A 22,030-nucleotide genomic window follows, 5' to 3' on the forward strand; every position below is an offset into this window, starting at 1 on the left:
TTACATTCTATTGCTTTCCTTTTCGTCCGGTCCTCTAAACTCCTTGAGCCGTGAACATTAGGTGAATTGCAGAACCGGTCGTGCCAAACGTTGACGTACCAATCGTCCGTCCGTCGCCAATCGTTCATCCGGATGCTCGCCGAACCATTCGAGACTCGCCGTTTTCGCAACCAGTGCCGATTTAAGTTCGTCAAAAAATCGGTCGTAATCAACGATGCCGTCAAATAGCGGCACCATGCCGTCCCGCGAGCCGCTTGCCGCATACACATTGGCCGGTTCAAAGACGTCGAATTGATCGGCTCGTGCAACCGTCTTCAAGTGAAGGTGTTCGATGACCGGTTCGAGCCGGCGGTAAGCCGCGACCGGATCGGCGCCGGATTCGACGACATGAAGGACGTCGAAGTTCACGCGGCAGGCTGGATGATTAACCTCATGCAATAACCGTTCCGTCGACTCGATCGTGTCGGCCGCTGTATTCGGATGGATTTCAAGCAACACCAACTGCTTCGCTTGATCCAAGACTTTGCAGACACCGCTCAATTGATAGACGAGTCGTGCCCGTTCCGCCTCCGTCAATTGGTGACTCGCCTTGTGACCGGCAAAAATCCGGATCCGCCGGGTTCCGAGCCGCTGGGCGAGACGAGATAAGGCTTTCGTTTGTTCAAGCAAGACGGACAGTGGAGCGTCAAACGACAGGTAATAGCTGAGCATGCTGACATGAACTCCGCTGTTTTGTAACAAGGCGAGGTCTGCTTCCTGTAGATGCTTCGCATGAACACCCCACACATCCATCGCCTCAAACTCGTTTGCTGCGGCAAACCTCACCAACTCATCGAATGACCGTAGATGATGCCGGTAGCTGATCGTACAAAGTGCGAGTTGCATCCGTTTCCCCTTCTTTCTGTTGAAATCGGCTGAACAAATCGACGAGCTGCCGTTTGATGTCATCTTCGAGCGTCGTTTGTGCGACGAGCCATTGTTGGATGTCCTGTAAATCTGCCCGATCGCGGGTCATGCTGTATTTGATCGCCCGGTGTTGAATGATCGTGTATTGATTGACCAATTGTTCGATTTTGTCACACCAGTCGTCAAAATCGGACGCCGCTAAATCAATGCCCAAGCGTTCATAAAAATAGGCAAAGGCATGCTCATAAGCATATTTGCGGATGGCGATGACGGGCAGTTGCTTTAACGCCTCCGGCAACTTTTCCGGTCTCGACGCATGGTGTAAGATGACCTGTTCGACCGCTTCCGTCAATGGATGGTGCCGCTTGAGACCGCTCATGAAATACGCGGAGACGGTTTCCGTGTCCGGCAGTTTGACCTGACTCCCGTCAAACCAAAAGCCACCGGCGACAGTCGGCTGATCGATGGCCTGAAGAATCCGTGTCCGATCAAATTCGCCTTCATACCGGAAGTCCGGATCAAGCATCTGCCACCGGTCTTCATCATCCGTGGGTTCGAGCATCACGTAATGCGGAAAGACCTCGTGATGGAATTTGTTCTCCCGCTCCGGTAACCGGGCAAGGTCGAGCATGACGATGACGGACTGTTCCGGTCGTTTTGTTTTCATGAACTGTTCCAGAACGGTGAGGTTCGCCGCTTTCGAGCGGGACGGATCGTACCAGGAATGAACGGTGATTCCATACAGCAAGCGGTACCAATCGAGCATCGCTTCATGACTGATATGCGCCGCATGGTGGGACAGGACAAACTCAGACGTCAACGCAAAGTCAGCGTCCCAGATGCCAAAGTAGTACGGACGATGGTCGGCGGACGATCGTTTGATTACTTCACACACACAACTGACGAGACAGTGGACTTTAATCATCAGACGACCTCCTTTCGTGCCAACGATTGCAGCAACTGATCGACCGTCATTTGCGGCAATTGAGCAAGTTGTTCATCAGCCAGGACATACCCGTGTTCGAGTTCCAGATGAACGAGCAATTGCAGCAACCGCATCGAATCCAGTTGCAGATCGTCCCGGAGCAATTCCTGCCCCGTCACCTCTTGTCGCAAGGTGATCTCAAGCTGTTCCTCGACAATCTGACAAAATGACGTGTAATCAAGGAGTGGACTCATGACGTCACCCCCAGACGAACACGACTGATTTTCCCGTTTGGCAGCTTTTCAATAGCCGGCACAAACGCCCAATCCGACGGACATTGATGTGGTGCAAGCTGTTCCCGACAATAGGTCCGCAACGCGTCTTCCGTCACCGAGCTGACGACTTGAACACAAACACGTTCACCCTGCAGACGATCCGTCCGTTTGAAGACGACGGCCTCTTCGACATCATCATGACGGAGTAATACATCCTCAACATCCGCCGGATACACCGACAGACCGGACACATTGATCATTTCGTCGAGACGACTGAAGAACCGCAATTCGCCGGTACTCGTCTGTCCCATTAAATCTTTGGTTCCGATCCACGCGTCTCCTGTCTTCACCTTTAACTCAGCCGGCTCGTCGATGGTGCCGGTCTGGATTGTCAGATGCGGCAACGGATAGCCGATCGCTTGAGCTGATTTCGGAGCAGGATGTAAGGCGATGCAGCCGATTTCCGAACAGCCGTACTGTTGCAACAGATGATCCGTTACATCCCGGATCGCTTCAAACCAGACGGTCGGCAAAGTCATTCCGGAAATCATCACCGCAAACAGCCGTTGCTTAAATTGGCTGAGTAAATAGACGAGTCCCGGTCCAGCATACAAAATGGCGTTCGGATGCGCCTGACAGACATGCAAAATATGCTTCGGTGACAGGTTTTCCAAGATAATCGGTGTCGCTCCGCGCTCAAGTGTCGCCAAGACCCCGCAAATCAATCCGAAGGAATGCGACGTCGGGCAAGCCACGATGGTTCCGGTCGTCGCTGTTAACGGAAAACGTTGACCATAGGCTGCCAGTTCCTCGTCAATCGAGGCCCACGTCCGGTGAATGACTTTCGCGTCGCCGGTCGTGCCGGAGCTGAACTGGATCAATCCGCCCGGTCGAACCGTTGACACTGCCAAACGGATCGGCTGTTGAAAATCGGCATAGACCAAATAATCACATCCCGCTTGTTCCGCGAGACGTCTTGCCCCGGCTTCCGGCAAATCCGGATGGAGTGGTACGACCGTCCCGTGCATCTGTTTCATATAGAGGCAAAACGCGATCCATGCCGCTGTGTCCTTGACGCAGACGGCAACGACGGTCTGTGCGGGATCCGTGAGCCAATTGAGTCGACAGACCGGATGATCGATCAGCATCTGTTTCGTGTAAAACGTGTCTTCAATATATAACATGCGTTTCGCTTCCTTTCGGTGTTCGTATCTGAAGTGGATTGCGGACAAGATGCCGGCACTGCGTCGTGTTGAATTTACGCGCGAAAAGCGACTCCGTATAAATCGTCGGCGTATCGAGCTGTAACGTTTCCAGACGAGCCGGTGGCAAATTCAGTCCAGCGAGTATGTCAGCGGTCCATTTAAAAAAGGTGGTCTCGTCGAGCTGATGTGTTTCCTTCAGCTGATGCGACAACTCCGTCAGATGAAAGACAAACACCGTATCGACGACCAGCTCGCGTAACGCTTCGACCTGGTCCATCTCATAATACAGATTAGTCGTTGAGCGAAAGGCCGGATGCAGCGTGTCAAACATCGGAATCTTTTCCGGACGTCGGACAAAGGAACGGACAAATTCAACGCTGTCATGAAAATCCCGTAACATCAGCCGTGTCGGCCAACCGTCCTTCAAGACCAACAAAGCATTTTGGGCATGCGCCTCCACCGCGATTCCTTCTTCAACGAGCAGCTGGAAGACCGGTTCCAGATAGACGGTCAGAAACTGTTTCAGCCACCGCTCGTGTCCGTAGGTCTTGAACCACGGATCAAGGAACAGGGTCTCATTCCCTTCGCGGAGGGCAAGTGCCGTCAACGGGATGACCGTTTCGTCTGGCAAAAGATCTGCCAGAACATTGTCCCGGTACAAACAGCCGATTCGTCCCGACAAGTCTCCGTCTGTCGTCTCGACGACTTGACTCGCGAATTCCCGGAGTATAGTCACCGGCAGTTCTTGCGTCCGATCGACCAACCAGTCGGACAAAACAGGTGCCGCGACGATGTTCGGAACAGTGAATGTCCGTCGCGAGGACGTCTGCATCAAATCGAGCGGCAGCTTGATGTGTGGAACAGTCGGCGCGTCCGGTTGAAAGACGGTCCGGATCGACTGCGTTGCTTGAAACAAGGGACCGGCTTCTCCAAGATCGATGCCGCCGGAAGCGCGGACGTCCGCTTCGACGTGTTGCCATTGCCAGGGGTGGACCGGCAAAACGTGATAACAGGTCGGAACGTCGACTGCAAAACTTAACTTTTCCTGCAACCGGAGATACGTCTCGTGCCCAAACGTCTGCTCCATCACCCCGTTCATACGTTGTTGATGAACGATTGATACCGGGAGGGCTACAAAGTGCAATCGGAAACGTTGTCCTGCTTCCGGTCCATAGCGCGAGTGATCGTCACGCGAAAAACCGATCCGGGACTTGAAACACGGGTGGTACGGGTGCCCTTCGACCAATGCTTGTTCCAGTTGTTCGTAAGTGAGATGCGTCCGCGGCTCGGGATATGTCGGACACGCTTCAGCAAACTGAACCGTCTGCCGCAGTTCCAACCGCAGCGACTCCGCGAGTTGAAAACAGTCCATGATATGCTCAAGCGTCGGCAATTGCGCGTGATTTCCCCGCGTCAAGACTACCGTCTCGATGTCGAGCCAAACGCGGTCAAACGCTCCCCGTCGGCCGTCGACTGTCAGTTCATACGGCGGACGGACAAAACGAAACGTCGTCTGTCCCTGTCGCCAGTGTTCGATGAACGGTTCGATCCGTTCAAACAGGATGGCTTCAAGAAGTTGTTTGCAGACACGTCGTTCGTTCGTCGTTCGCATGGCGGACCTCCCGGTGTAATGGATTGTCGATTTCGATGAAGATCACCCGCTCGCCGCTGACTTCGAGTTCGTCGAGCGCATGGAGCCGTGTCAACAAGTTCGCTTTATACGGTAACGTCGGCCGTGAACGGACATATTCGAGCCAGTCCTTGCCGCGTCCCGATAACATCTGACTTTTTTGATCGCACCACGTTCCAACCCACTCGAGCATCGTTGATTCCGCAAGCAAGCCGTCCCGGTCAAACCGATGGATCAGACCGGCCAAGTGATTCCAGATCATGTAATACGTCAACCGCTCCTGAATCGTCGTCTCGTCGTAAAACAATTCCGGTGCTCCTGCCAGTGCGGCTTCGAGATGGATTAACTGGTTTTTATTCGAACGGGCGAGATAATAACCTTGATTATCACGAAACTGGTAACTGACAGGACGTCCTTGTTCAAACCGGATTAAACTGTTTTGCTGGTGCGCTTCGAGCGCAATCCCGTAGTCTTCATACAACTCGACCAAGGCCCCGAGTGTCAGTTCGATATATGTCTCGAACCAGTCCCGGGCCGCTTGAGGCAGCGATTGATCCGCTCGCTTTGACTTCCAGACGAGCGATGTCAAGACAGACGGTTCTCGATCAAGCGGTTCCTGAACGAGTGCCGCGACGTTGATCGCATCATCCTGGGCTTCGCGGTAGATGACTTCAAAACCGGACTCGTCTGCACCGGTCTGAACCGTTGCATATGCCGGATCATGAGTGATCGAAAAGCCGTCCGGAAACGAAATCTGTTCGGCGAGACGCCGCATGACGAGACCCGCAGCCAGTTCATGCCGTTTATTGACCCGGCGCGAATTGGTGACTTGGACTGGAATCGAAAACTTCAGCATGTGCGACCGATCCGCTTGCAGGACCGTCCGGATCGAGGATGTCGCAAAGTACGTCGGACCTAGTCGGCCGAGATGGCGGAGTTGGTTCGTCGCAAGCAACTGTTGTACGGTCGGTTGCAACAAAAGATATTGCGCCTGCAAAGGATGCGCGGGTAACAGGCGTTCTGACGCCGACAGTGCTACCGCTGATCCGACTTGCTGCCGCATCTGTTCACTGATCCGTTGATCCGTCGCACTGGCTTCCGTCAGCAGTGACTCCTCAACCGCAAAATAATCGAGTTGGAACCCGTTCCTGAATTCCGGTGCATACGCGACTTGTTCCCAGTCGTGCATCCCGACCCGGCTTTTCGGAGTCGGGTGGAACCAATGTCCGAACCGGACCGTCTGCTCGTGTTCAAGAAACGTCTCAGCGCAAACCGGTTCGTTCAACTCATGCGCGATGACGTGACACATACCCCGGTGACTGTCGAGAACCCGGTACAATAAATCCGTTACGCCGGGAGCAAGGCGTTGCAGATGTTGACAACAGGCAATGATGAAGGTCAATGGTGCTTCCTCCGTCCATCCGCTAATCGTTTGCCGGTAAATCCGTCCAATTTCGTGACGCCCGATCTGCGAACGTTTGCGTATTTCAAGGACGTATACGGTCCCGACGTCGATCCGGCAAGCGGTATCGCCGAATCGGACGTTTTCCTCGTCTGTTGGAATGAACCATTCAATCATGTCGATTTCACGGAGGTAGCTGTTGCCGAATGCTTGGAGCGTTGCACGGGTTGCAATCTCTTCAGTTCGTTCTGTTCGTGTCGTCATGACTGACACACTCCTTTTAATAATTGATAATCATTCTCACTCGTAAAAAAGAGAAAAACGGGTTTCCCCGTTCGCTCTCCTGCTCTTCATTTGGTCATTTCAATAAGACGTCTTCCAGTTCCGTTAATCCCTTTTTCCGTTCGATTGGATCCCAGAAGCCCCACGTCGTCGACAATTGGTGCACTTGATCTTGTTTGACTGCTGTCAGTCCTTTCCAGACCTTGCCGTTCGTCACTTCATCGTAGTACGGTCCACTGTTGAAGTACGACAAATCAATGATGTGGTCGGGATTGTATTTCGCCAGTCCTTCGATCGAAATGTTTTCTCCGAAGTCTTTTGGGAGACCTTTTGTCGGCGTCAGCCCGATATCATCAAACAACAGCGAGTTCGTCGCGTGGTTCGTCAGACCATAGACGCGGATATCTTTTTTGTTGACCGAAACCGCCATGAACGTCTCGTCCTTGACGTTTTCCTTGATCCGTTGACCGATATCTTTTGCTTCTTTGGCCAAGTCATCGATGACTGCTTGTCCTTCTTCTTTTTTATTGACCGCTTCCGCGACCTTCAGGTGATCCTCTTTCCAGTCACCACCCACCTCGACGGCGACCGTCGGGATCGTTTTTGCCAGTTTGTCATACAACGGTTTGTAACGGTCACTGATGATCAACAGATCCGGATTCAGTTTGACGATTTCTTCCGGATTGATTTCATCCGCGTACGGCAAAGCCTTCGTTCCTTTGAGTTCTTTCGTCAAATGTGGTGGAAACTCATTATCGTACGCCATCACGGCATACGGTTTAACACCGACGGAGACGAGCGACCCTTCCCATGAGACGTGCGACAGCACAACCACTTTTTTCGGATCATTCGGAACTTCCGTCTTTCCAAAAATATGTTCAACGGTGTGGACGGCGGCTGCTTTTTTTGTCGGTTGTTCGCTTGCCTCGCCTCCACAGGCGGCTAATACAACACACGTCGCGAGGACGGATGTGACACTGATGATTTTTTTCATGTGGTTCTTTTTCCCCTCTCACTCTCGTTCTTCATTAGTAATGATAATCATTATCACTAAAGAGTGACATGGACGAACCGATCAACTTTCATGGACAAATCAAACGTGGCGCATTTTCGATATAGTCTAACAATTGTTTCAGCATGTGGATGCGCCCGAGTGGTCCCCAGGGATCCCAATCGACGCTGTCCGGATAATGGACTTGATGGTGCTGGACCGCCTGTAAGCTCTGCCACGCCGCCTCTTGCTGAATCCGCTCGACATCAACCGGCTGACTCCACAAGATCAACAGGTTTTCGGGATTGACTCGTTGTAACGTCTCCAGCGTGACACTATCATAAATGGCTTCCGGTAATCCCGGTGCCGGTGTCAGACCCAAATCATGAAATAAAAAATCGAGCATCGTATGTTGCTTGGTGCCGTATAACCGCACCTCGTCCGGTCGAATCCAGACGACGGCCCATGTTCCGGTCTTGTTCCACGCCAAACGTTCCTTGACCGTTTGTTCGAGCGCCGTAATCTGCGCGACGATCGGCTCGAGCCGGTCTTCCCGATTCGTCGCGACGGCAATCAGTCGGAGATAATCACTCCAACAGGTTTGATGCGGCAGTTCAAGAACATGGTCCGCCGGCAACCAGCTGATATCCTGACCCTTCTCTAAACTTGGTGTCTTGATAATCAAATCCAGTGCCGTCGTCTCGAACCATTCCCGCTCAAGCGGTTGATTGGCGTCGTACAACCGGGTTCCGTCCAGTCCGGTCAAAAACACGGGTAATCCGCTTGCTCCGTATTCCGTCGGATAACTCGGTGCGAGGATCGGTTGCAGACCAAGTGCCAACAGATGATCCTGCAACAAGAGGCGGCTCGCAATGCCGATCCGGGGTGTAATCCGTTGTAAAAAATGGGTCGGCGATAGACCAGTCCGCTTTTTGAAGAGACGGCTGAAATAAAATTCATCCTGCAGTCCCACTTTTTGCGCGATTTGCGCCAACGTCATCTCGTGTGAAGCGAGCATCCATTCCTTTGCCGTGCGGATCCGCAATTGCGTCACATATTCTTTTGGTGTTGCGTGATACCGCTCTTTGAACAGCCGGTTAAATGTTGGTACCGACATTCCGAGATCAAGCGCAAGGTCAGACACGGACCGTTGCGTCGACAAGTCCTTCAGCCACGAAGCGACCACTTCCTCAAAGACGTGACTCTCCTGTTCGCGGCTCAATGTCTCAAGCAATTGATACAGAATTCGTAGTTGAGTCAACCCTTCCTGTTCCGAAGTCGGGCTGACATGGAGTTGCCGTAACCAGTCATGCAGGATGTCTGCGTCTTGCCGGTACAGCGCACACCGGTGCCCCGTCAACGTCAGGTGATAGAACAAACAGGTCTCTTTCGCAGCCGCCAACACCTCGTCGATTTGTTCAATCCAGACGGCATCACCCGGGTATAACCGGTGCCGGTTGCTGTATAAAAATCCGCTCCCCGCAACGACGATGACCAGTCCCGGCTTGACGTCCCGCCGGTCTCCTTCAAGTAACCAATGCTTCTCGATTGGTAACGGTTTGATCTGTAACTCCATCCTGCCCACTCCCTAAAAAAACATTTGACAAAAAATTGGTCTTCGATGTACGTTTAATCGCGTTGATAATGAATCTGATTCTCAATTAAAAAGGAGAGACGTCTATGACTACATCCGTTCGACCACGCTCAATCCTGACGATTGTTGTTCTCACGGTTGGACTGCTCACGCTACTGAGTACACTGTCCTTGTTTTATGGTGCCGTGCCGATTTCCCGGGCGACCGTCCTCGCCTCGTTTCATGCCTTTGACGCCGGTAATCTGCAACATCAGCTCGTCCAAGAAGTCCGGCTCCCGCGTCTGATTTGCGCCGGGCTTGTCGGCATTGCACTGGCGCTGTCGGGGACAATGATGCAAGGGTTGACCCGGAATGCGCTGGCTGATCCCTCCCTGCTTGGCATCACCCACGGCGCAGGACTTGGAGTCGCCTTGTCGCTGGCCTTTGTCTCGGAGCATTCATTTGTGACTTCGCTTGCCTTTTCGTTTGGCGGCGCTGCACTTGGAACAGCCGTCATTCTGCTGATCACGGTGTTTGCTCGCGGTCGCTTTTCACCGGTCACGTTGACCGTAGCCGGTGCGGCACTGAGTGCTTTATTCAGCGCCCTGTCGACTGGTATCACTCTGTTTCACCAAGTCGCCCAAGATCTCAGTTTTTGGTATGCCGGCGGATTATCCGGGGCAAAATGGGCGCACGTATTCGTCTTGCTTCCGGTCGTCCTGCTTGGACTCCTCATTTCCTTACATATCGCCCGCAGCATGACCGTCCTCTCGCTCGGAGAAGATGTTGCGACCGGGCTCGGTTCCTCGTTGACGAAAGTCCGGCTGCTTGGATTTTGCAGCATCGTCCTGCTTGCCGGTGTTGCCGTGTCGGTCGCCGGTGTCATTGGCTTTGTCGGCTTGATCATTCCTCATATCAGCCGCTTTTTGGTCGGGACGAACTATTACCTGTTGCTGCCGGTCAGCGCCCTGTTCGGCATGACGTTATTGATCGCTTCCGATTTGCTGGCACGCATGATCAATCCGCCGTTCGAAACCCCGCTTGGAGCCGTCACCGCCCTGGTCGGGGTACCCTACTTCCTTTATCTCGCCCGCCGAAAGGAGTTGTCCGTCTGATGGATGTCTGGCATGCCGTAAAACAGGCGCGATTGACGCTGTTTTGTTTATGTAGTCTGCTCATTTTGACATTCGTGTACAGTCTGTCGACCGGGATTCTTCCCGTTTCGTTTGGTGCGATCGCCCGAACGTTGATCGGACAAGGGACGGAAGCGGAACGATTGATTCTCATCGATCTCCGGCTACCGCGGATGCTGCTCGCCTTGTTGATTGGTGCCGGACTGGCTGTCTCCGGGACATTACTCCAAGGGATGTCACGCAATGCCCTCGCCGATCCCGGCATTCTCGGTATCAATGCCGGTGCCGGACTGTTCGTCGTCTTGACGCTGTTTTTCTTTCGCTCCGCTACACATCAACTTCCGGTTCTGCCGTTCGTCGCTTTTTTCGGTGCGACGCTTGTCGCCTGGACGATTTACCGGTTGGCGGGAAAAGCGGTCCAACCGGGACGTCTGTTGTTGGTCGGGGTCGGAATCAACGCCCTATGCGGCGCTCTCTTGATCATTTTTCAGTTGAAGATGGATCCGCGCGATTTTCAGCAGGCGACGGTCTGGTTGACCGGAAGCATCTGGCAGGCGGATTGGTCATCCGTCTTGACGCTTGCCCCCTGGATCATCTGTTTGATGCCGCTTGCCTTTTTACACAGCCGGTCGTTGAATCTGTTGCAACTGAGCGGCTCGCTCCCGCAGACGTTAGGTCTTCGAGTCGAACAGACACGGAAACGGATTTTATTGATCGCTGCCGCACTTGCCGGGTCGTGTGTCGCTGCCGGCGGCGGAATTTCCTTTATCGGATTACTCGCCCCGCATATCGCCCGGCGTCTCGTCGGACCGAATCATTACAGTCTGATTCCGGTTGCCGCCCTACTCGGCAGCCTGCTCGTGTTGCTCGCCGACTTGATCGGGAAAAACCTGCTTGCTCCTGCCGACATTCCGGTCGGGATTGTCATCGCAATTCTTGGAGCACCTTATTTCATCGTGTTATTGTTCCGAAAATAAAGGCAGACCGATTCGCCGCAAGTGGACGGATCGGTCTTTTTCTCAGCGTTTGCCTTTTTGACCCAAAACTTCGTAATACTGCTGGTCACTTCCTAAAATAAACGAAGGTGCCGGTTGACCACGACGCGCGCGGTGACCTGCAAGATGGACGTCACTCGTCTCCCACGTTTTCCAGTCCTGTTCCGATTCCCAGCGAATCAAGACGATGACTTCTTCCTCGCCCCGCGTTCGTTTTTTTTGCAGGACACTGAGATCGATGAAGCCGGGTTGTTGTTCGATGATGCCTTCGCCTGCGAACCGTTCAATCATCGACTCGGCATGACCGGTTTCCACGCGAATTGTTTTAAGTTGAATAAACAGAAAAACCACTCCCCTTTAATTGATAATGAATCTCATTTGCAACACTACTATATCATCGATCCTGTTCCCTTTGTCAATACCATTCCAATTTGTTTCCATCGATAATGGTTGGAAAGACAGCAAAAAAGCTGCTTCGATTCGAGATCGAAACAGCTTTAACGCTACACACTTCAGATGTTATTCAGGCAACGCGTGATTGTTCCGTACGGTCGGCTGTTTTCCGCCCGAATAATCCGCCTAAGACGGCACCGAGGATGGCGGGTACGACCCAACCGAGGCCGACGGAGAAAAACGGCAACACGTTTTCAAACACGCGCAAGACCGGTCCGACCGGTGCTTCTGCCGCCTTCAGTCCGTCAAACAGACTGACAGCAAACGTCATCCACATCGCTCCCTGATAGACAGCCGGTTTTCCTTTAAAGACGGAATGTAAAAACGTCAGGAAAATCAGACAGATTGCCAGTGGATAAAGTGTCAGCAGAACCGGTTTCGAAATCGCAATCAACTGCGTCAGACCGATGTTGGCAACGAGCGCACTGAAGATCGACAGTCCAATCGTCCACTTGACGTATGAAATCCGTGGCAACAAGAGGGAAAAGAATGATGCACAGGCAGTAATCAGCCCGACACTCGTCGTCAGACACGCAACCGTGATCATCAAACCGAGCAAGATTGAACCGTACGAACCGAAATAATAATCGGAGACGGCAGACAAGATTTCTGCTCCGTTCTTCAACGGACCGATTTTGGCAACACTGGAAGCGCCCATGAACGCAAGAGCCGAATAGGTGATGGCCAGTAAACTCGCCGCAATCAAAGCGGCTTTCGAACAAATGATGAGCAGTTGTTTTTTCGACGTGACACCTTTGTCTTTAATCGCCGAGATGATGATGATGCCGAAGACAAACGCGCCGAGCGCATCCAGTGTCAAATACCCTTCCTGAAAACCATTAAAAAAGGCATTGTGTTGATACGTCGTCAAAGGATTCTGAAAACTTCCGATGGGTTTGATGACGGCGACGAGGATCAACAGTCCGATGAATGTAATCTTGATCGGCGTCAAAATCTTCCCGACGACGTCAACGATTTTTGTCGGATTCAGCGACAACAGACAAGCAACCGTATAAAACAGAATCGAAAAAATCAACAGTGGTGTTGATGACGCCGACTCTCCGAAGAATGGTTTGATCCCGATTTCATAAGAAACGGTTCCGGCACGCGGAATCGCAAAAAACGGACCAATCGCTAAGTACAAAATGATGGCAAAAACCAAACCAAAGATGGGATGGACACGAGACGCCATCGCCCGTAAATCCGCTTCCCCGGAATAGGCGAACGCTAAGATGGCGAGCAACGGCAAACCGACGCCTGTGACAAGGAACCCGGCATTGGCGACCCAGACTTGCTCCCCTGCCATCTGACCGAGCATCGGCGGAAAAATCAGATTGCCTGCTCCGAAAAACAAGGCAAACAGCATCATACCGATGACGACAATAAAGGATGTTGGAACTGTTTTAGACATAAGAAACCCCCACGATTAAGTTACGACCTGATTGTTTTGATCGATCAATCAGGTACTTCGTTCGAAAGGATAACATAGGTCTGTGATCTCATGCTAGGAGTTTATCTGGTGAATATTCTGAAAATTTAACCGAAAACGTTCTCGTTTCCATGGAAGCCGAATCATTCAGCTTTTTTTCCAGGAACCTTGTAATCGGTAACATAAGTTCATCTGATTGAATTCAAATAGCGGAACTTTTTCCAACAACTCTCCGTATGGATAATTATGGGTTATTTAGACAAAGGAGGAATCTGAATGAAACGACTTTTACTTGCCGTTACGCTTACCGGTCTGCTCGCCGGCTGCTCCGACGCACCGGAAGCCGAAAAAGCCGAGCCACAGAAATTGACCTTCAAACAAGACAATCAGACGATTCAAATCATTCCGCTTTACGATGCGTATCAGTCGTATGTCGATGCAACATTAAAAGAGCCGACCGAGAACGGGGCTCTATTTGAAAAACACGTTTTAGAAGCGAAAGATAAGTGGATCGAGAAGGAAAAACTGACACCTATTTATACAGACCGACGCATTTTAGAAATTCCTACCGACAATGCAGAAGAACTGAACAAAACGATTGCCTATTTAAAAAAACACCAGGATTCCATTCATCAACAGATTAAAAAAAGCCTTCAGACCTCAATCAAAGCACTGCCAAGAACAGATAAGCTGACAGTCTTCGTCGCGCCTTATAATGTCCATAATACAGCTGATATTCAACGTCAAGGCGGTGCTTCCGGTTTTGCCTCCGGGACAAACATGTTCACCCTTTACTTGGCAAAAGATTTTTCAAAAGACACACTGGCGAATACCGTCGCCCACGAATATCATCATACCGTTGCTTTCGAAAGCAACACGCACGACTCGATGTTCAACGGTATCCTCTTGGAAGGTGAAGCGGAACTGTTTGCTGCGCAGCTGTATCCTAAAGGTAAGTCGGAAGCGACCGAACCGTTGCTCGACCATACATTAGAAAATCTGTTGACACATATCAACAACTTTAACGTGAACGCGTACGATTTACGATACGGAAACTACGACAAGCAAATTCCTGCGCTTGCCCAGTATTCGCTTGGCTATATGATCATGACGGACTTCATTCAGAAAAATCCTGATGTTCCCGTTGCCAAGTGGACCCAGATGCCGACAACTAATATTTTGGAGAAAACCGGCTATACGAAGAAGTTGACAATCCGTTAGGCAAAATTCCGATAAACTGATTCCAAAAAAACCACGGATCGCGTGCCTCTGAAGCAGACAGGCGAACCGTGGTTTTGATTTTTTAAACCGCACACTCATTTAAAGGCAGGAATCGCCGTTTCGTCATAATTGTCTTCGAGGAATTTTTTGACTTTCGGACTTGTCATTGCTTTCGCAAGCTTTTGAACCGCTTCCGAATCCTGATTGTCCTTCCGGGCAACGAGTGTAATCGCAAAGTCATTTTCGACCCCTTCCGTCACGAGCGCATCCTTCTTCGGAGTCAGTCCGAGCGGTGAAGCATAAGCCGGCGTCATAATGACTGCATCCGCATCATCATAAAGACGGGCGAGCATCAGCAAATCAACTTCCTTGAATTTAAAGTCGCGTTTGTTTTCCGTGATGTCTTTCATCGTGTAATACGGACCTGTTTTCTTCTTCAACTGGATGGCATCATGTTGCGCGAGTAATGCCAGCGACCGGTCAATGTTCGAGACGTCGTTCGCGATCGCGATGACGCCACCCTTCGGCAATTGTTTCAACTCTTTGTATTCTTTCGAATAGAGACCGTAGTTCGCGAAGTAAATCGGTTTGATTGGTACCAGGTTGGCTTTGTTGTTGCGGTTGAATCCTTCCATGTACGGCACGTGCTGGAAGAAGTTCGCATCGACTTCTTTTGCCGCGAGGGCACTGTTCGGCTGCACGTTGTCACTGAGAACGACGACTTCCAAATTAATGCCCTCTTTTTTCAGTTCCGGTTTGACGAGGTCTAGAATTTCCGTCATCGGTTTGATTAGTGACGCGACTTTTAACGTCTCTGTTTTTGACGCCGATTCTTGTTCATCTTTTTTGTCCGCGTTTCCGCATCCGGCTAATGCCAACACAAAAACGCTGAGTACTATCATGATTTTTTTCATTTAAATTCCTACTTTCGATTAACGTTTATCGAGCAAGCGTGCTACGGTCGTCCCGGTAAACTGAATCAGTTGCACCAGGATGACCATAATTAAAATCATATAAAGCATCAATTCCGTCTGAAACTGCTGGTAGCCGTACCGGACGGCAAAGTCGCCGATCCCCCCACCTCCGACAACCCCCATGATGGTCGAATACGAAATGAAGCTGACGATCGACGTCGTCAGACCAAGCACAAGACCGGACCGGGCTTCAACGAATAAAAACTTCAGGACGACTTTACGTGTCGAGGCTCCCATCGAGACCGCCGCCTCGATGACACCTTTCGGCACTTCAAGCAGCGATTGTTCGACGAGCCGTGAGTAATGGGCAATGGCAATAATCGCAAGTGGAACCGTCGCCGCCGCTGTTCCGATCGCCGTTCCGATGATGAGTCGCGTAAACGGAATCAGGAAAACGACGAGCAACAAGAACGGAAACGAGCGAATCGTGTTGACCAGCAGATTTAAAGCCGAGAACAACCAGCGATTCGCCAGCAACTGATCTTTTCGTGATAAAAACAGCAAGGTGCCGAGCGGGAGCCCGAGAAGAATTGCAGCAAGAATCGACATGCCGACCATCACGAACGTTTGTCCGATGGCCAGCCGGATTTCTGCGGCATACGTAATCAAGATCTCAGGCATGCGTCTCCCCCCGTTCGGTCAATTGTGTCAGGAACCAGCCGGCATCACTTTCGATTTCGGTCACTCCGGTCGGTTCCGTCGCAACAGTCTTGCGAATCCGTCCGTCTTCCATGATCGTGACCCGGCGGCAAATACTCTGAATCACATTCATTTCATGGCTGACGATGACAATCGTGACGCCTAATGTTTGATTGATGTTTTGCAGGACCCGTAAAATTTCCGACGTCGTGCTCGGATCAAGCGATGAGGTCGGTTCGTCACATAGAAGAACGCGTGGCCGGTTCGCAAGCGCCCGGGCAATCGCAACACGCTGTTTCTGACCACCACTCAACTCGGCCGGGTACTTGCCGGAAAAACTGGCCAAGCCGACAAATCGCAGACATTCCTCGATCCGGGCAATACGGTCTTTCTTTTTGACGCCTGCCAGATCAAGCGAGACGGCGATGTTCTGCTCGACGGTCTTGTTTGCGACGAGATGAAAATCTTGAAAAATCATGCCCATATCTTGCCGGATCTGCCGGAGCTTCCGTTTCGGCAAAATCGTCAAGTCGGTCCCGTCAAACTCGACGATCCCCGCATCCGGTCGTTCCAACAGGTTCATCAGTCGGAGCAGTGTGGATTTGCCGGCTCCGCTTGCTCCGATGATGCCATGAATCTCCCCCTGCTCAACCGAGAGGGTGACGGACTGAATAACGGGTTGTTTGGAAAAACTTTTTTCGACGTTTCGTAATGAAATCATGTGGCACCCTCCCTTACAACGTGTTTCATTTTACCGTAAGCTGTCCATTTTTGTCATGTTGAATGCTTTTTTTCTTTCCCGCGTCATTTCACTAATTAACTAAACGATTTAATACTAAAAAGACAAAAAACCCTGAACAGGAGGCATAAATCAGGCTCCGGTATTCAGGGTGTGGTGCGGTTGTGTATTCGATTATCCTTCGTACTTCTTAACGATCGTCGCAATCCCTTGACCGCCGCCGATACAGAGTGTCGCGAGACCATGGCTTTCGCCGGTCCGTAACATTTCGTGGATCAACGTCACCATGATTCGGGTTCCGCTGGCGCCAATCGGGTGACCGAGGGCAATCGCCCCGCCGTTTCGGTTCAACTTCGCCGGATCAAATTGGAGTTCTGCGTCGACTGCAAGCGACTGGGCGGCAAATGCTTCGTTTGCTTCGATGACATCAATCGCGTCCAGGCTCAGACCGGCTTTTTGCAACGCCTGACCGACTGCTTTGACGGGACCGATCCCCATGATACTCGGGTCGACGCCGGACGTCCCGTTTGCAACGATCTCGACGAGTGGTATCAGACCAAGTTCTTTTGCCTTGCGAGCCGACATGACGACGACTGCGGCCGCTCCGTCATTAATCCCGGATGCATTGCCGGCTGTGACCGTACCGTCTTTCTTGAAAGCCGGACGCAAGCGTGCGAGTGACTCCGCTGTCGTTCCGGCACGCGGGAACTCATCTTCGGCGAAGACAACCGGATCACCTTTGCGCTGTGGAATTTCAACTGGTGTGATTTCCGCTTGGAAACGATCCGCTTCAATGGCTTGGCTTGCTTTTTGTTGACTGGTCACTGCAAACTGGTCTTGCGCCTCCCGGGAAATCGTATATTGCTCGGCTAAATTTTCCGCTGTGATGCCCATGTGGTAGTCGTTAAAGGCACACTCCAGACCGTCCTTGATGATTGTATCGACAAGCGGCTGGTCGCCCATCCGTAAGCCGGTCCGGGCTCCGCTTAACACATACGGTGCCTGACTCATGTTTTCCATCCCGCCGGCGACGATGATCTCCGCCTCGCCTGACTTGATTGCTTGAAACGCGAGGTGAATCGCCTTTAAGCCGGAACCACAGACTTTATTGATCGTCATCGCCGGGACCGATTCCGGGAGACCGGCGAGGAGACTGGCCTGCCGTGCCGGATTTTGTCCGAGTCCCGCCTGCAGGACGTTGCCCATGATGACTTCCTCGACGAGCTCTGGTGCGACATTCGCCTGTGCGAGTGCCGCTTCGATGACCGTTGCGCCAAGTTTTGTTGCCGGAACATCCTTTAAACTGCCGTTAAAACTGCCGATTGCCGTACGTGTCGCACTGACGATGACCACTTGCTCACTCATCCTGACTTCCCCCTTATTGAATCGTATATCCGCCGTCTAAGACATTGGCCTGTCCCGTGATGCCTTTCGCTTTTCGACTGGCAAGGAATAAGGCATAGTCAGCGATTTCCTCGACCGCAAGCAACCGTTTTTGCGGAACGAGCGGATAAATCACGTCTTCAAGAACCTTTTCCAGTTCGACCTGGCGTGTCTTCGCAAGATCCGCCATCTGATTGCGGACGAGCGGCGTGTCAACGTAGCCCGGGCATAAGGCATTGACCGTGATCCCGTGTTCCGCCCCTTCGAGTGCTGCCACTTTCGTTAAGCCGAGGAGTCCGTGTTTCGCGGAATTGTAGGCCGCTTTTCCGGCAAAGCCGATCAGCCCGTTGATTGATGCCATGTTGATGATCCGACCGTATCCTTGTTCCTTCATGATCGGGAAAACATGCTTGATCGCCATAAACGGTGCCGTCAACATGATTTTGATCATCAACTCAAACTTCTCCGTCGGAAAATCTTCGATGGGTGAGACATGCTGCAGACCGGCGTTGTTGATCAATACATCAATCCGACCGTACTGTTTCATCGTTTCGACAAACACAGACTGGACTTGCGCTTCATCCGTCACGTTCAGCGTCAGACCAATCACGTCATGTCCCGCTTCCTGCAACGTCTGGGCTGCTGTTTGTGCCGCTTCTGTGTTGACGTCCGTAATGACGACCTTCGCTCCTGCTTCTGCGAACGCCTTTGAGATTTCAAGACCAATCCCGCTTCCTGCTCCCGTCACGAGGACGATATCTCCGTTGATCATCTGACTCACTCCCCTACTGGCATACGTTCAAGTTCCGGGCTGACCGTGAAGTTCGCTTCCGTCACGGCACGGATGTCTTCGACCGTCAGTCCGCCGAGCGTCTCGATCAAGACCATTCCGGCATCCGTGAAATCAAAAACAGCTTTGTCGGTGATCAACCGGTGGACGACTTGACTCCCCGTCAACGGTAACGTACAGCTCGACTTCACTTTCGATTCGCCGTACTTATTGACGTGCTCCATGATGATGACGACCCGTTTCGCTCCGTTGACGAGATCCATCGCTCCGCCCATTCCTTTGACCATCTTGCCGGGAATCATCCAGTTCGCGAGGTCCCCGTTTTCGGCGACTTCCATCCCGCCTAAAATCGCGAGGTCGATATGACCACCACGGATCATCGCAAACGATTCGGCACTGTCGAAATAGGACGCGCCTTTTTGTGCCGTGACGGTCTCTTTGCCGGCATTGATTTCGTCGGCATCGACTTCGTGTTCGAGCGGATACGGTCCGATGCCGAGCAAGCCGTTTTCCGATTGCAGCATGACATGCCGATCGTTCGGAATCGCATTGGCGATCAGTGTCGGAATCCCGATGCCGAGATTGACGTACATCCCGTCCTCGATTTCCTGCAGTGCACGATTGATGATGATGTCTCTAGACGTTGCCATAGTATCTCCCCCTTATGCTTCCCGGACTGTCCGGCGTTCGATGCGTTTTTCATAGTCCGTCCCGACGATGATGCGCTGGACGTAAACCGCTGGTGTATGAATCTCGTTTGGATCCAGTTCACCGACTTCAACCAGTTCTTCGACCTCGACGATCGTCACTTTCCCGGCCGTCGCGACGAGTGGATTGAAGTTGCGTGACGTTTTACGGAAGACAAGATTGCCAAGTTTATCCGCTTTCCAGGCTTTGACGAGTGCAAAATCACCGACAATTCCTTCTTCAAGCAAATATGTTTTTCCATCGAATTGTTTTTGTTCCTTGCCTTCCGCGATTGGTGTTCCGACACCGGTCGGCGTATAGAAGCCGGGAATGCCCGCGCCGCCGGCCCGAATCCGCTCCGCAAGTGTCCCCTGCGGTACGAGATCGACTTCAATCTCGCCACTTAAATACTGTTGCTCAAACGTCTTATTTTCCCCGACGTACGACGAGACCATCTTCTTGATCTGGCGTGATTGTAATAAGATGCCGAGTCCGAAATCGTCGACACCACAGTTGTTGCTGACGACCGTCAACTCCTTGACGCCTTGTTCCTGTAAGGCGGCAATTGATTTTTCCGGAATTCCGCACAGACCGAACCCGCCGACGACGAGTGTCGCCCCGTCAAAAATATCTGCTGTCGCTTCCGTAAATGAATCGTAGATTTTCCCCTGTTGCATCGTTCATTTCCCCCTTTATACGTACAGTTGTTTAATAAAGACCCGTCAGGTTATACAGACCGATCATCAAGAAGACCGTTACCGTCTTTAAAATCGTGATCATAAAGATGTCACGGTACGACTGACGGTGCGTCAATCCGGTGACGGCAAGCAAGGTGATGACGGCCCCGTTGTGCGGGAGCGTATCCATTCCGCCGGATGCCATCGAGATGACCCGGTGCATGACTTCCGGCGGGACACCGCCTGATGTGATCGCTTGCGTATACTTATCTGACATTGCACTGAGCGCGATGCCCATGCCGCCGGATGCTGAACCGGTCACACCGGCAAGTGCCGTCGTCGTGACCGCACCGTTGACGAGTGGATCGGTGAACGTCGTCGAGATACCGTTTGAGACGGTTTTGAAGCCCGGTAAGGCGGCGATGACGCCACCAAATCCATACTCGGCTCCCGTATTCATGACGGCAAGTAAGGCACCGCCGATACTGACGTTCAGACCGGCTTGGAAGTTCGTCCGGACTTTTTTGAAGTCATAGAGCATCGCCGAGATGATCCCGATGATCAAGGCCATCTGGACCGACCAGATCGCGAGCACGGCCGGCGTCTCGATTTTGCCGAACGCTTCTAGACCAATCGCCGCGAAGTCAAAACCTTCCGGATACCAGTTCGGAATCGCGAGCGTAAAGTACTTGTTCATGACGGCGACTAAAATCAAGGGAACAAAGGCCAACACTTGACGGTAAACCGGCTGTTGCGCTGTCTCAAGCGTCAGTTCCGGCTCGTTTTTCAACTCCATCTGCGGAGCAGAACTGGCTGCCGTCGCTTCGAATCCGGCGTAACCTTCCCCTTCCTGATGGGCTTTACGTTTACGGGATTCGAGGTAGAACATCCCGACAGTCAAGATGATCAATCCACCGAGCGTTCCCATGATCGGGGCGGCATAGATGTCTGTCTTGAAGAACGTCGTTGGAATGACGTTTTGAATTTGTGGTGTCCCCGGTAAAGCATCCATTGTGAACGTAAATGCTCCGAGGGCAATCGTTCCCGGAATCAATCGTTTCGGGATGTTCGCTTCGCGGAACAAGTTTGCCGCAAACGGATAGACGGCGAAGACGACGACAAACAGGCTGACCCCGCTGTACGTCAAAATCGCTCCAAGCAGGACGATGGCGAGAATCGCCCGTTTCGCCCCAATCATTCGGATGATCGATTTGGCAATCGATTCGGCGATCCCCGACATCTCAACGACTTTCCCGAAGATGGCTCCGAGTAAGAAGACCGGGAAGTAGGCTTTGATGAAGCCGACCATCTTTTCCATGAAGATATTGGAGAAGAACGGCAAGACCCAGTCAGGGTTCGTCAATAGAACGGCGAACAAGGCACAGATCGGGGCAAACAAGATGACTGAAAAGCCACGGTACGCTACGAACATGAGTAAAGATAAGGCAAGAAGAATGATGATCAGTTCCATGAGGATCTCCTTTAAATTTTTAGTAAGCGCTTTCAATTGCTTCTTCCCCATTTAACAATTGAATCGGAGAACGGTCAATCAAAATCCAACAACCTATAAGTACAGCTTATAGTGTCTATAACTTCACATTATAGACACATTTTTATTTTTGATGCTTTTTGGAGAAATCTTTTGAACGAACAGGACTTTTTGCATGTGTTGGCGTATTCTAACGATAGAATGAATTGTTGATGAAAGTAAGGTGAATCGG

The 22,030-nt window shown here is 51.8% G+C and carries 20 protein-coding genes and 2 pseudogenes; 3 read left to right on the forward strand and 19 right to left on the reverse strand.

Annotated elements, in window-relative coordinates; translation table 11 throughout:
* Window positions 1–57: 57 nt before the first annotated feature.
* From ACHA8N_RS07285 to ACHA8N_RS07320, 8 genes are all read right to left on the reverse strand, one after another.
* A complete protein-coding gene (locus tag ACHA8N_RS07285; protein WP_393965291.1) occupies window positions 58–885 on the reverse strand; it encodes a sugar phosphate isomerase/epimerase family protein in 828 nt (275 codons plus the stop codon).
* Entirely contained in the window at window positions 830–1,831 is a 1,002-nt protein-coding gene (locus ACHA8N_RS07290) for a DUF6005 family protein (protein WP_393965292.1), read from the reverse strand. The genes ACHA8N_RS07285 and ACHA8N_RS07290 overlap by 56 nt, the downstream gene beginning before the upstream one ends.
* Window positions 1,831–2,085, reverse strand: a complete 255-nt coding sequence (locus tag ACHA8N_RS07295) for a phosphopantetheine-binding protein (protein WP_147511426.1) — start codon at window positions 2,083–2,085, stop codon at window positions 1,831–1,833. Before ACHA8N_RS07295 ends, ACHA8N_RS07290 begins: the two co-directional genes overlap by 1 nt.
* Window positions 2,082–3,290, reverse strand: a complete 1,209-nt coding sequence (locus ACHA8N_RS07300; RefSeq protein WP_393965293.1) for an AMP-binding protein — start codon at window positions 3,288–3,290, stop codon at window positions 2,082–2,084. The genes ACHA8N_RS07295 and ACHA8N_RS07300 overlap by 4 nt, the downstream gene beginning before the upstream one ends.
* A complete protein-coding gene (locus ACHA8N_RS07305; protein ID WP_393965294.1) occupies window positions 3,277–4,923 on the reverse strand; it encodes an IucA/IucC family protein in 1,647 nt (548 codons plus the stop codon). Before ACHA8N_RS07305 ends, ACHA8N_RS07300 begins: the two co-directional genes overlap by 14 nt.
* Window positions 4,880–6,607 carry an IucA/IucC family protein gene (locus ACHA8N_RS07310; RefSeq protein ID WP_393965295.1) on the reverse strand — a complete coding sequence of 576 codons (1,728 nt, stop codon included), beginning with the start codon at window positions 6,605–6,607 and terminating at the stop codon, window positions 4,880–4,882. The genes ACHA8N_RS07305 and ACHA8N_RS07310 overlap by 44 nt, the downstream gene beginning before the upstream one ends.
* Window positions 6,608–6,701: 94 nt before the next feature.
* The gene (locus ACHA8N_RS07315) at window positions 6,702–7,619 is read right to left on the reverse strand and encodes an ABC transporter substrate-binding protein (RefSeq protein ID WP_393965296.1); all 918 of its coding nucleotides are present in this window, start codon (window positions 7,617–7,619) and stop codon (window positions 6,702–6,704) included.
* An 88-nt stretch (window positions 7,620–7,707) separates the two neighbouring features.
* Window positions 7,708–9,192, reverse strand: a complete 1,485-nt coding sequence (locus ACHA8N_RS07320) for a helix-turn-helix domain-containing protein (protein ID WP_393965297.1) — start codon at window positions 9,190–9,192, stop codon at window positions 7,708–7,710.
* 104 nt (window positions 9,193–9,296) lie between these two features.
* Between ACHA8N_RS07320 and ACHA8N_RS07325 the strand changes: the two genes are divergently transcribed.
* A complete protein-coding gene (locus tag ACHA8N_RS07325; RefSeq protein WP_034774575.1) occupies window positions 9,297–10,304 on the forward strand; it encodes a FecCD family ABC transporter permease in 1,008 nt (335 codons plus the stop codon).
* Window positions 10,304–11,299, forward strand: coding sequence for a FecCD family ABC transporter permease (locus ACHA8N_RS07330; RefSeq protein WP_393965298.1), 996 nt, complete (start codon window positions 10,304–10,306; stop codon window positions 11,297–11,299). Before ACHA8N_RS07325 ends, ACHA8N_RS07330 begins: the two co-directional genes overlap by 1 nt.
* A 42-nt stretch (window positions 11,300–11,341) precedes the next feature.
* Here ACHA8N_RS07330 and ACHA8N_RS07335 read toward each other — a convergent pair whose 3' ends face one another.
* Window positions 11,342–11,659, reverse strand: a complete 318-nt coding sequence (locus ACHA8N_RS07335) for an antibiotic biosynthesis monooxygenase (protein WP_147511503.1) — start codon at window positions 11,657–11,659, stop codon at window positions 11,342–11,344.
* A 181-nt stretch (window positions 11,660–11,840) separates the two neighbouring features.
* On the reverse strand, window positions 11,841–13,181 hold the full coding sequence (brnQ, locus tag ACHA8N_RS07340; RefSeq protein ID WP_147511434.1) for a branched-chain amino acid transport system II carrier protein: 1,341 nt from the start codon (window positions 13,179–13,181) through the stop codon (window positions 11,841–11,843).
* A gap of 294 nt (window positions 13,182–13,475) precedes the next feature.
* Here brnQ and ACHA8N_RS07345 point away from each other — a divergent pair, with 294 nt between their 5' ends.
* On the forward strand, window positions 13,476–14,420 hold the full coding sequence (locus ACHA8N_RS07345; RefSeq protein WP_393965299.1) for a DUF2268 domain-containing putative Zn-dependent protease: 945 nt from the start codon (window positions 13,476–13,478) through the stop codon (window positions 14,418–14,420).
* Between the two features lie 95 nt (window positions 14,421–14,515).
* Here the strand turns inward: ACHA8N_RS07345 and ACHA8N_RS07350 are convergent, their stop codons facing one another.
* From ACHA8N_RS07350 to ACHA8N_RS07390, 9 genes and pseudogenes are all read right to left on the reverse strand, one after another.
* Window positions 14,516–15,334 carry a MetQ/NlpA family ABC transporter substrate-binding protein gene (locus ACHA8N_RS07350; protein WP_393965300.1) on the reverse strand — a complete coding sequence of 273 codons (819 nt, stop codon included), beginning with the start codon at window positions 15,332–15,334 and terminating at the stop codon, window positions 14,516–14,518.
* An 18-nt stretch (window positions 15,335–15,352) separates the two neighbouring features.
* Window positions 15,353–16,015 carry a methionine ABC transporter permease gene (locus ACHA8N_RS07355; RefSeq protein ID WP_393965301.1) on the reverse strand — a complete coding sequence of 221 codons (663 nt, stop codon included), beginning with the start codon at window positions 16,013–16,015 and terminating at the stop codon, window positions 15,353–15,355.
* Window positions 16,008–16,754, reverse strand: coding sequence for a methionine ABC transporter ATP-binding protein (locus tag ACHA8N_RS07360; protein WP_393965302.1), 747 nt, complete (start codon window positions 16,752–16,754; stop codon window positions 16,008–16,010). The genes ACHA8N_RS07355 and ACHA8N_RS07360 overlap by 8 nt, the downstream gene beginning before the upstream one ends.
* Before the next feature lie 192 nt (window positions 16,755–16,946).
* Window positions 16,947–18,137, reverse strand: coding sequence for an acetyl-CoA C-acetyltransferase (locus tag ACHA8N_RS07365; protein ID WP_393965303.1), 1,191 nt, complete (start codon window positions 18,135–18,137; stop codon window positions 16,947–16,949).
* A 13-nt stretch (window positions 18,138–18,150) separates the two neighbouring features.
* Entirely contained in the window at window positions 18,151–18,927 is a 777-nt protein-coding gene (locus ACHA8N_RS07370; protein WP_147511440.1) for a 3-hydroxybutyrate dehydrogenase, read from the reverse strand.
* 5 nt (window positions 18,928–18,932) lie between these two features.
* Window positions 18,933–19,595, reverse strand: a complete 663-nt coding sequence (locus tag ACHA8N_RS07375; RefSeq protein WP_026833328.1) for a 3-oxoacid CoA-transferase subunit B — start codon at window positions 19,593–19,595, stop codon at window positions 18,933–18,935.
* Window positions 19,596–19,607: 12 nt separating this feature from the next.
* Entirely contained in the window at window positions 19,608–20,309 is a 702-nt protein-coding gene (locus ACHA8N_RS07380) for a CoA transferase subunit A (RefSeq protein ID WP_026833329.1), read from the reverse strand.
* Window positions 20,310–20,340: 31 nt separating this feature from the next.
* A pseudogene (locus ACHA8N_RS07385) lies at window positions 20,341–21,048 on the reverse strand (GntP family permease); the annotation flags it as partial.
* Between the two features lie 86 nt (window positions 21,049–21,134).
* Window positions 21,135–21,780 (reverse strand): annotated as a pseudogene (locus tag ACHA8N_RS07390) (GntP family permease); the annotation flags it as partial.
* Between the last annotated feature and the right edge of the window lie 250 nt (window positions 21,781–22,030).

Source organism: Exiguobacterium sp. S22-S28 (assembly GCF_043359615.1).
Lineage (GTDB): Bacteria > Bacillota > Bacilli > Exiguobacteriales > Exiguobacteriaceae > Exiguobacterium_A.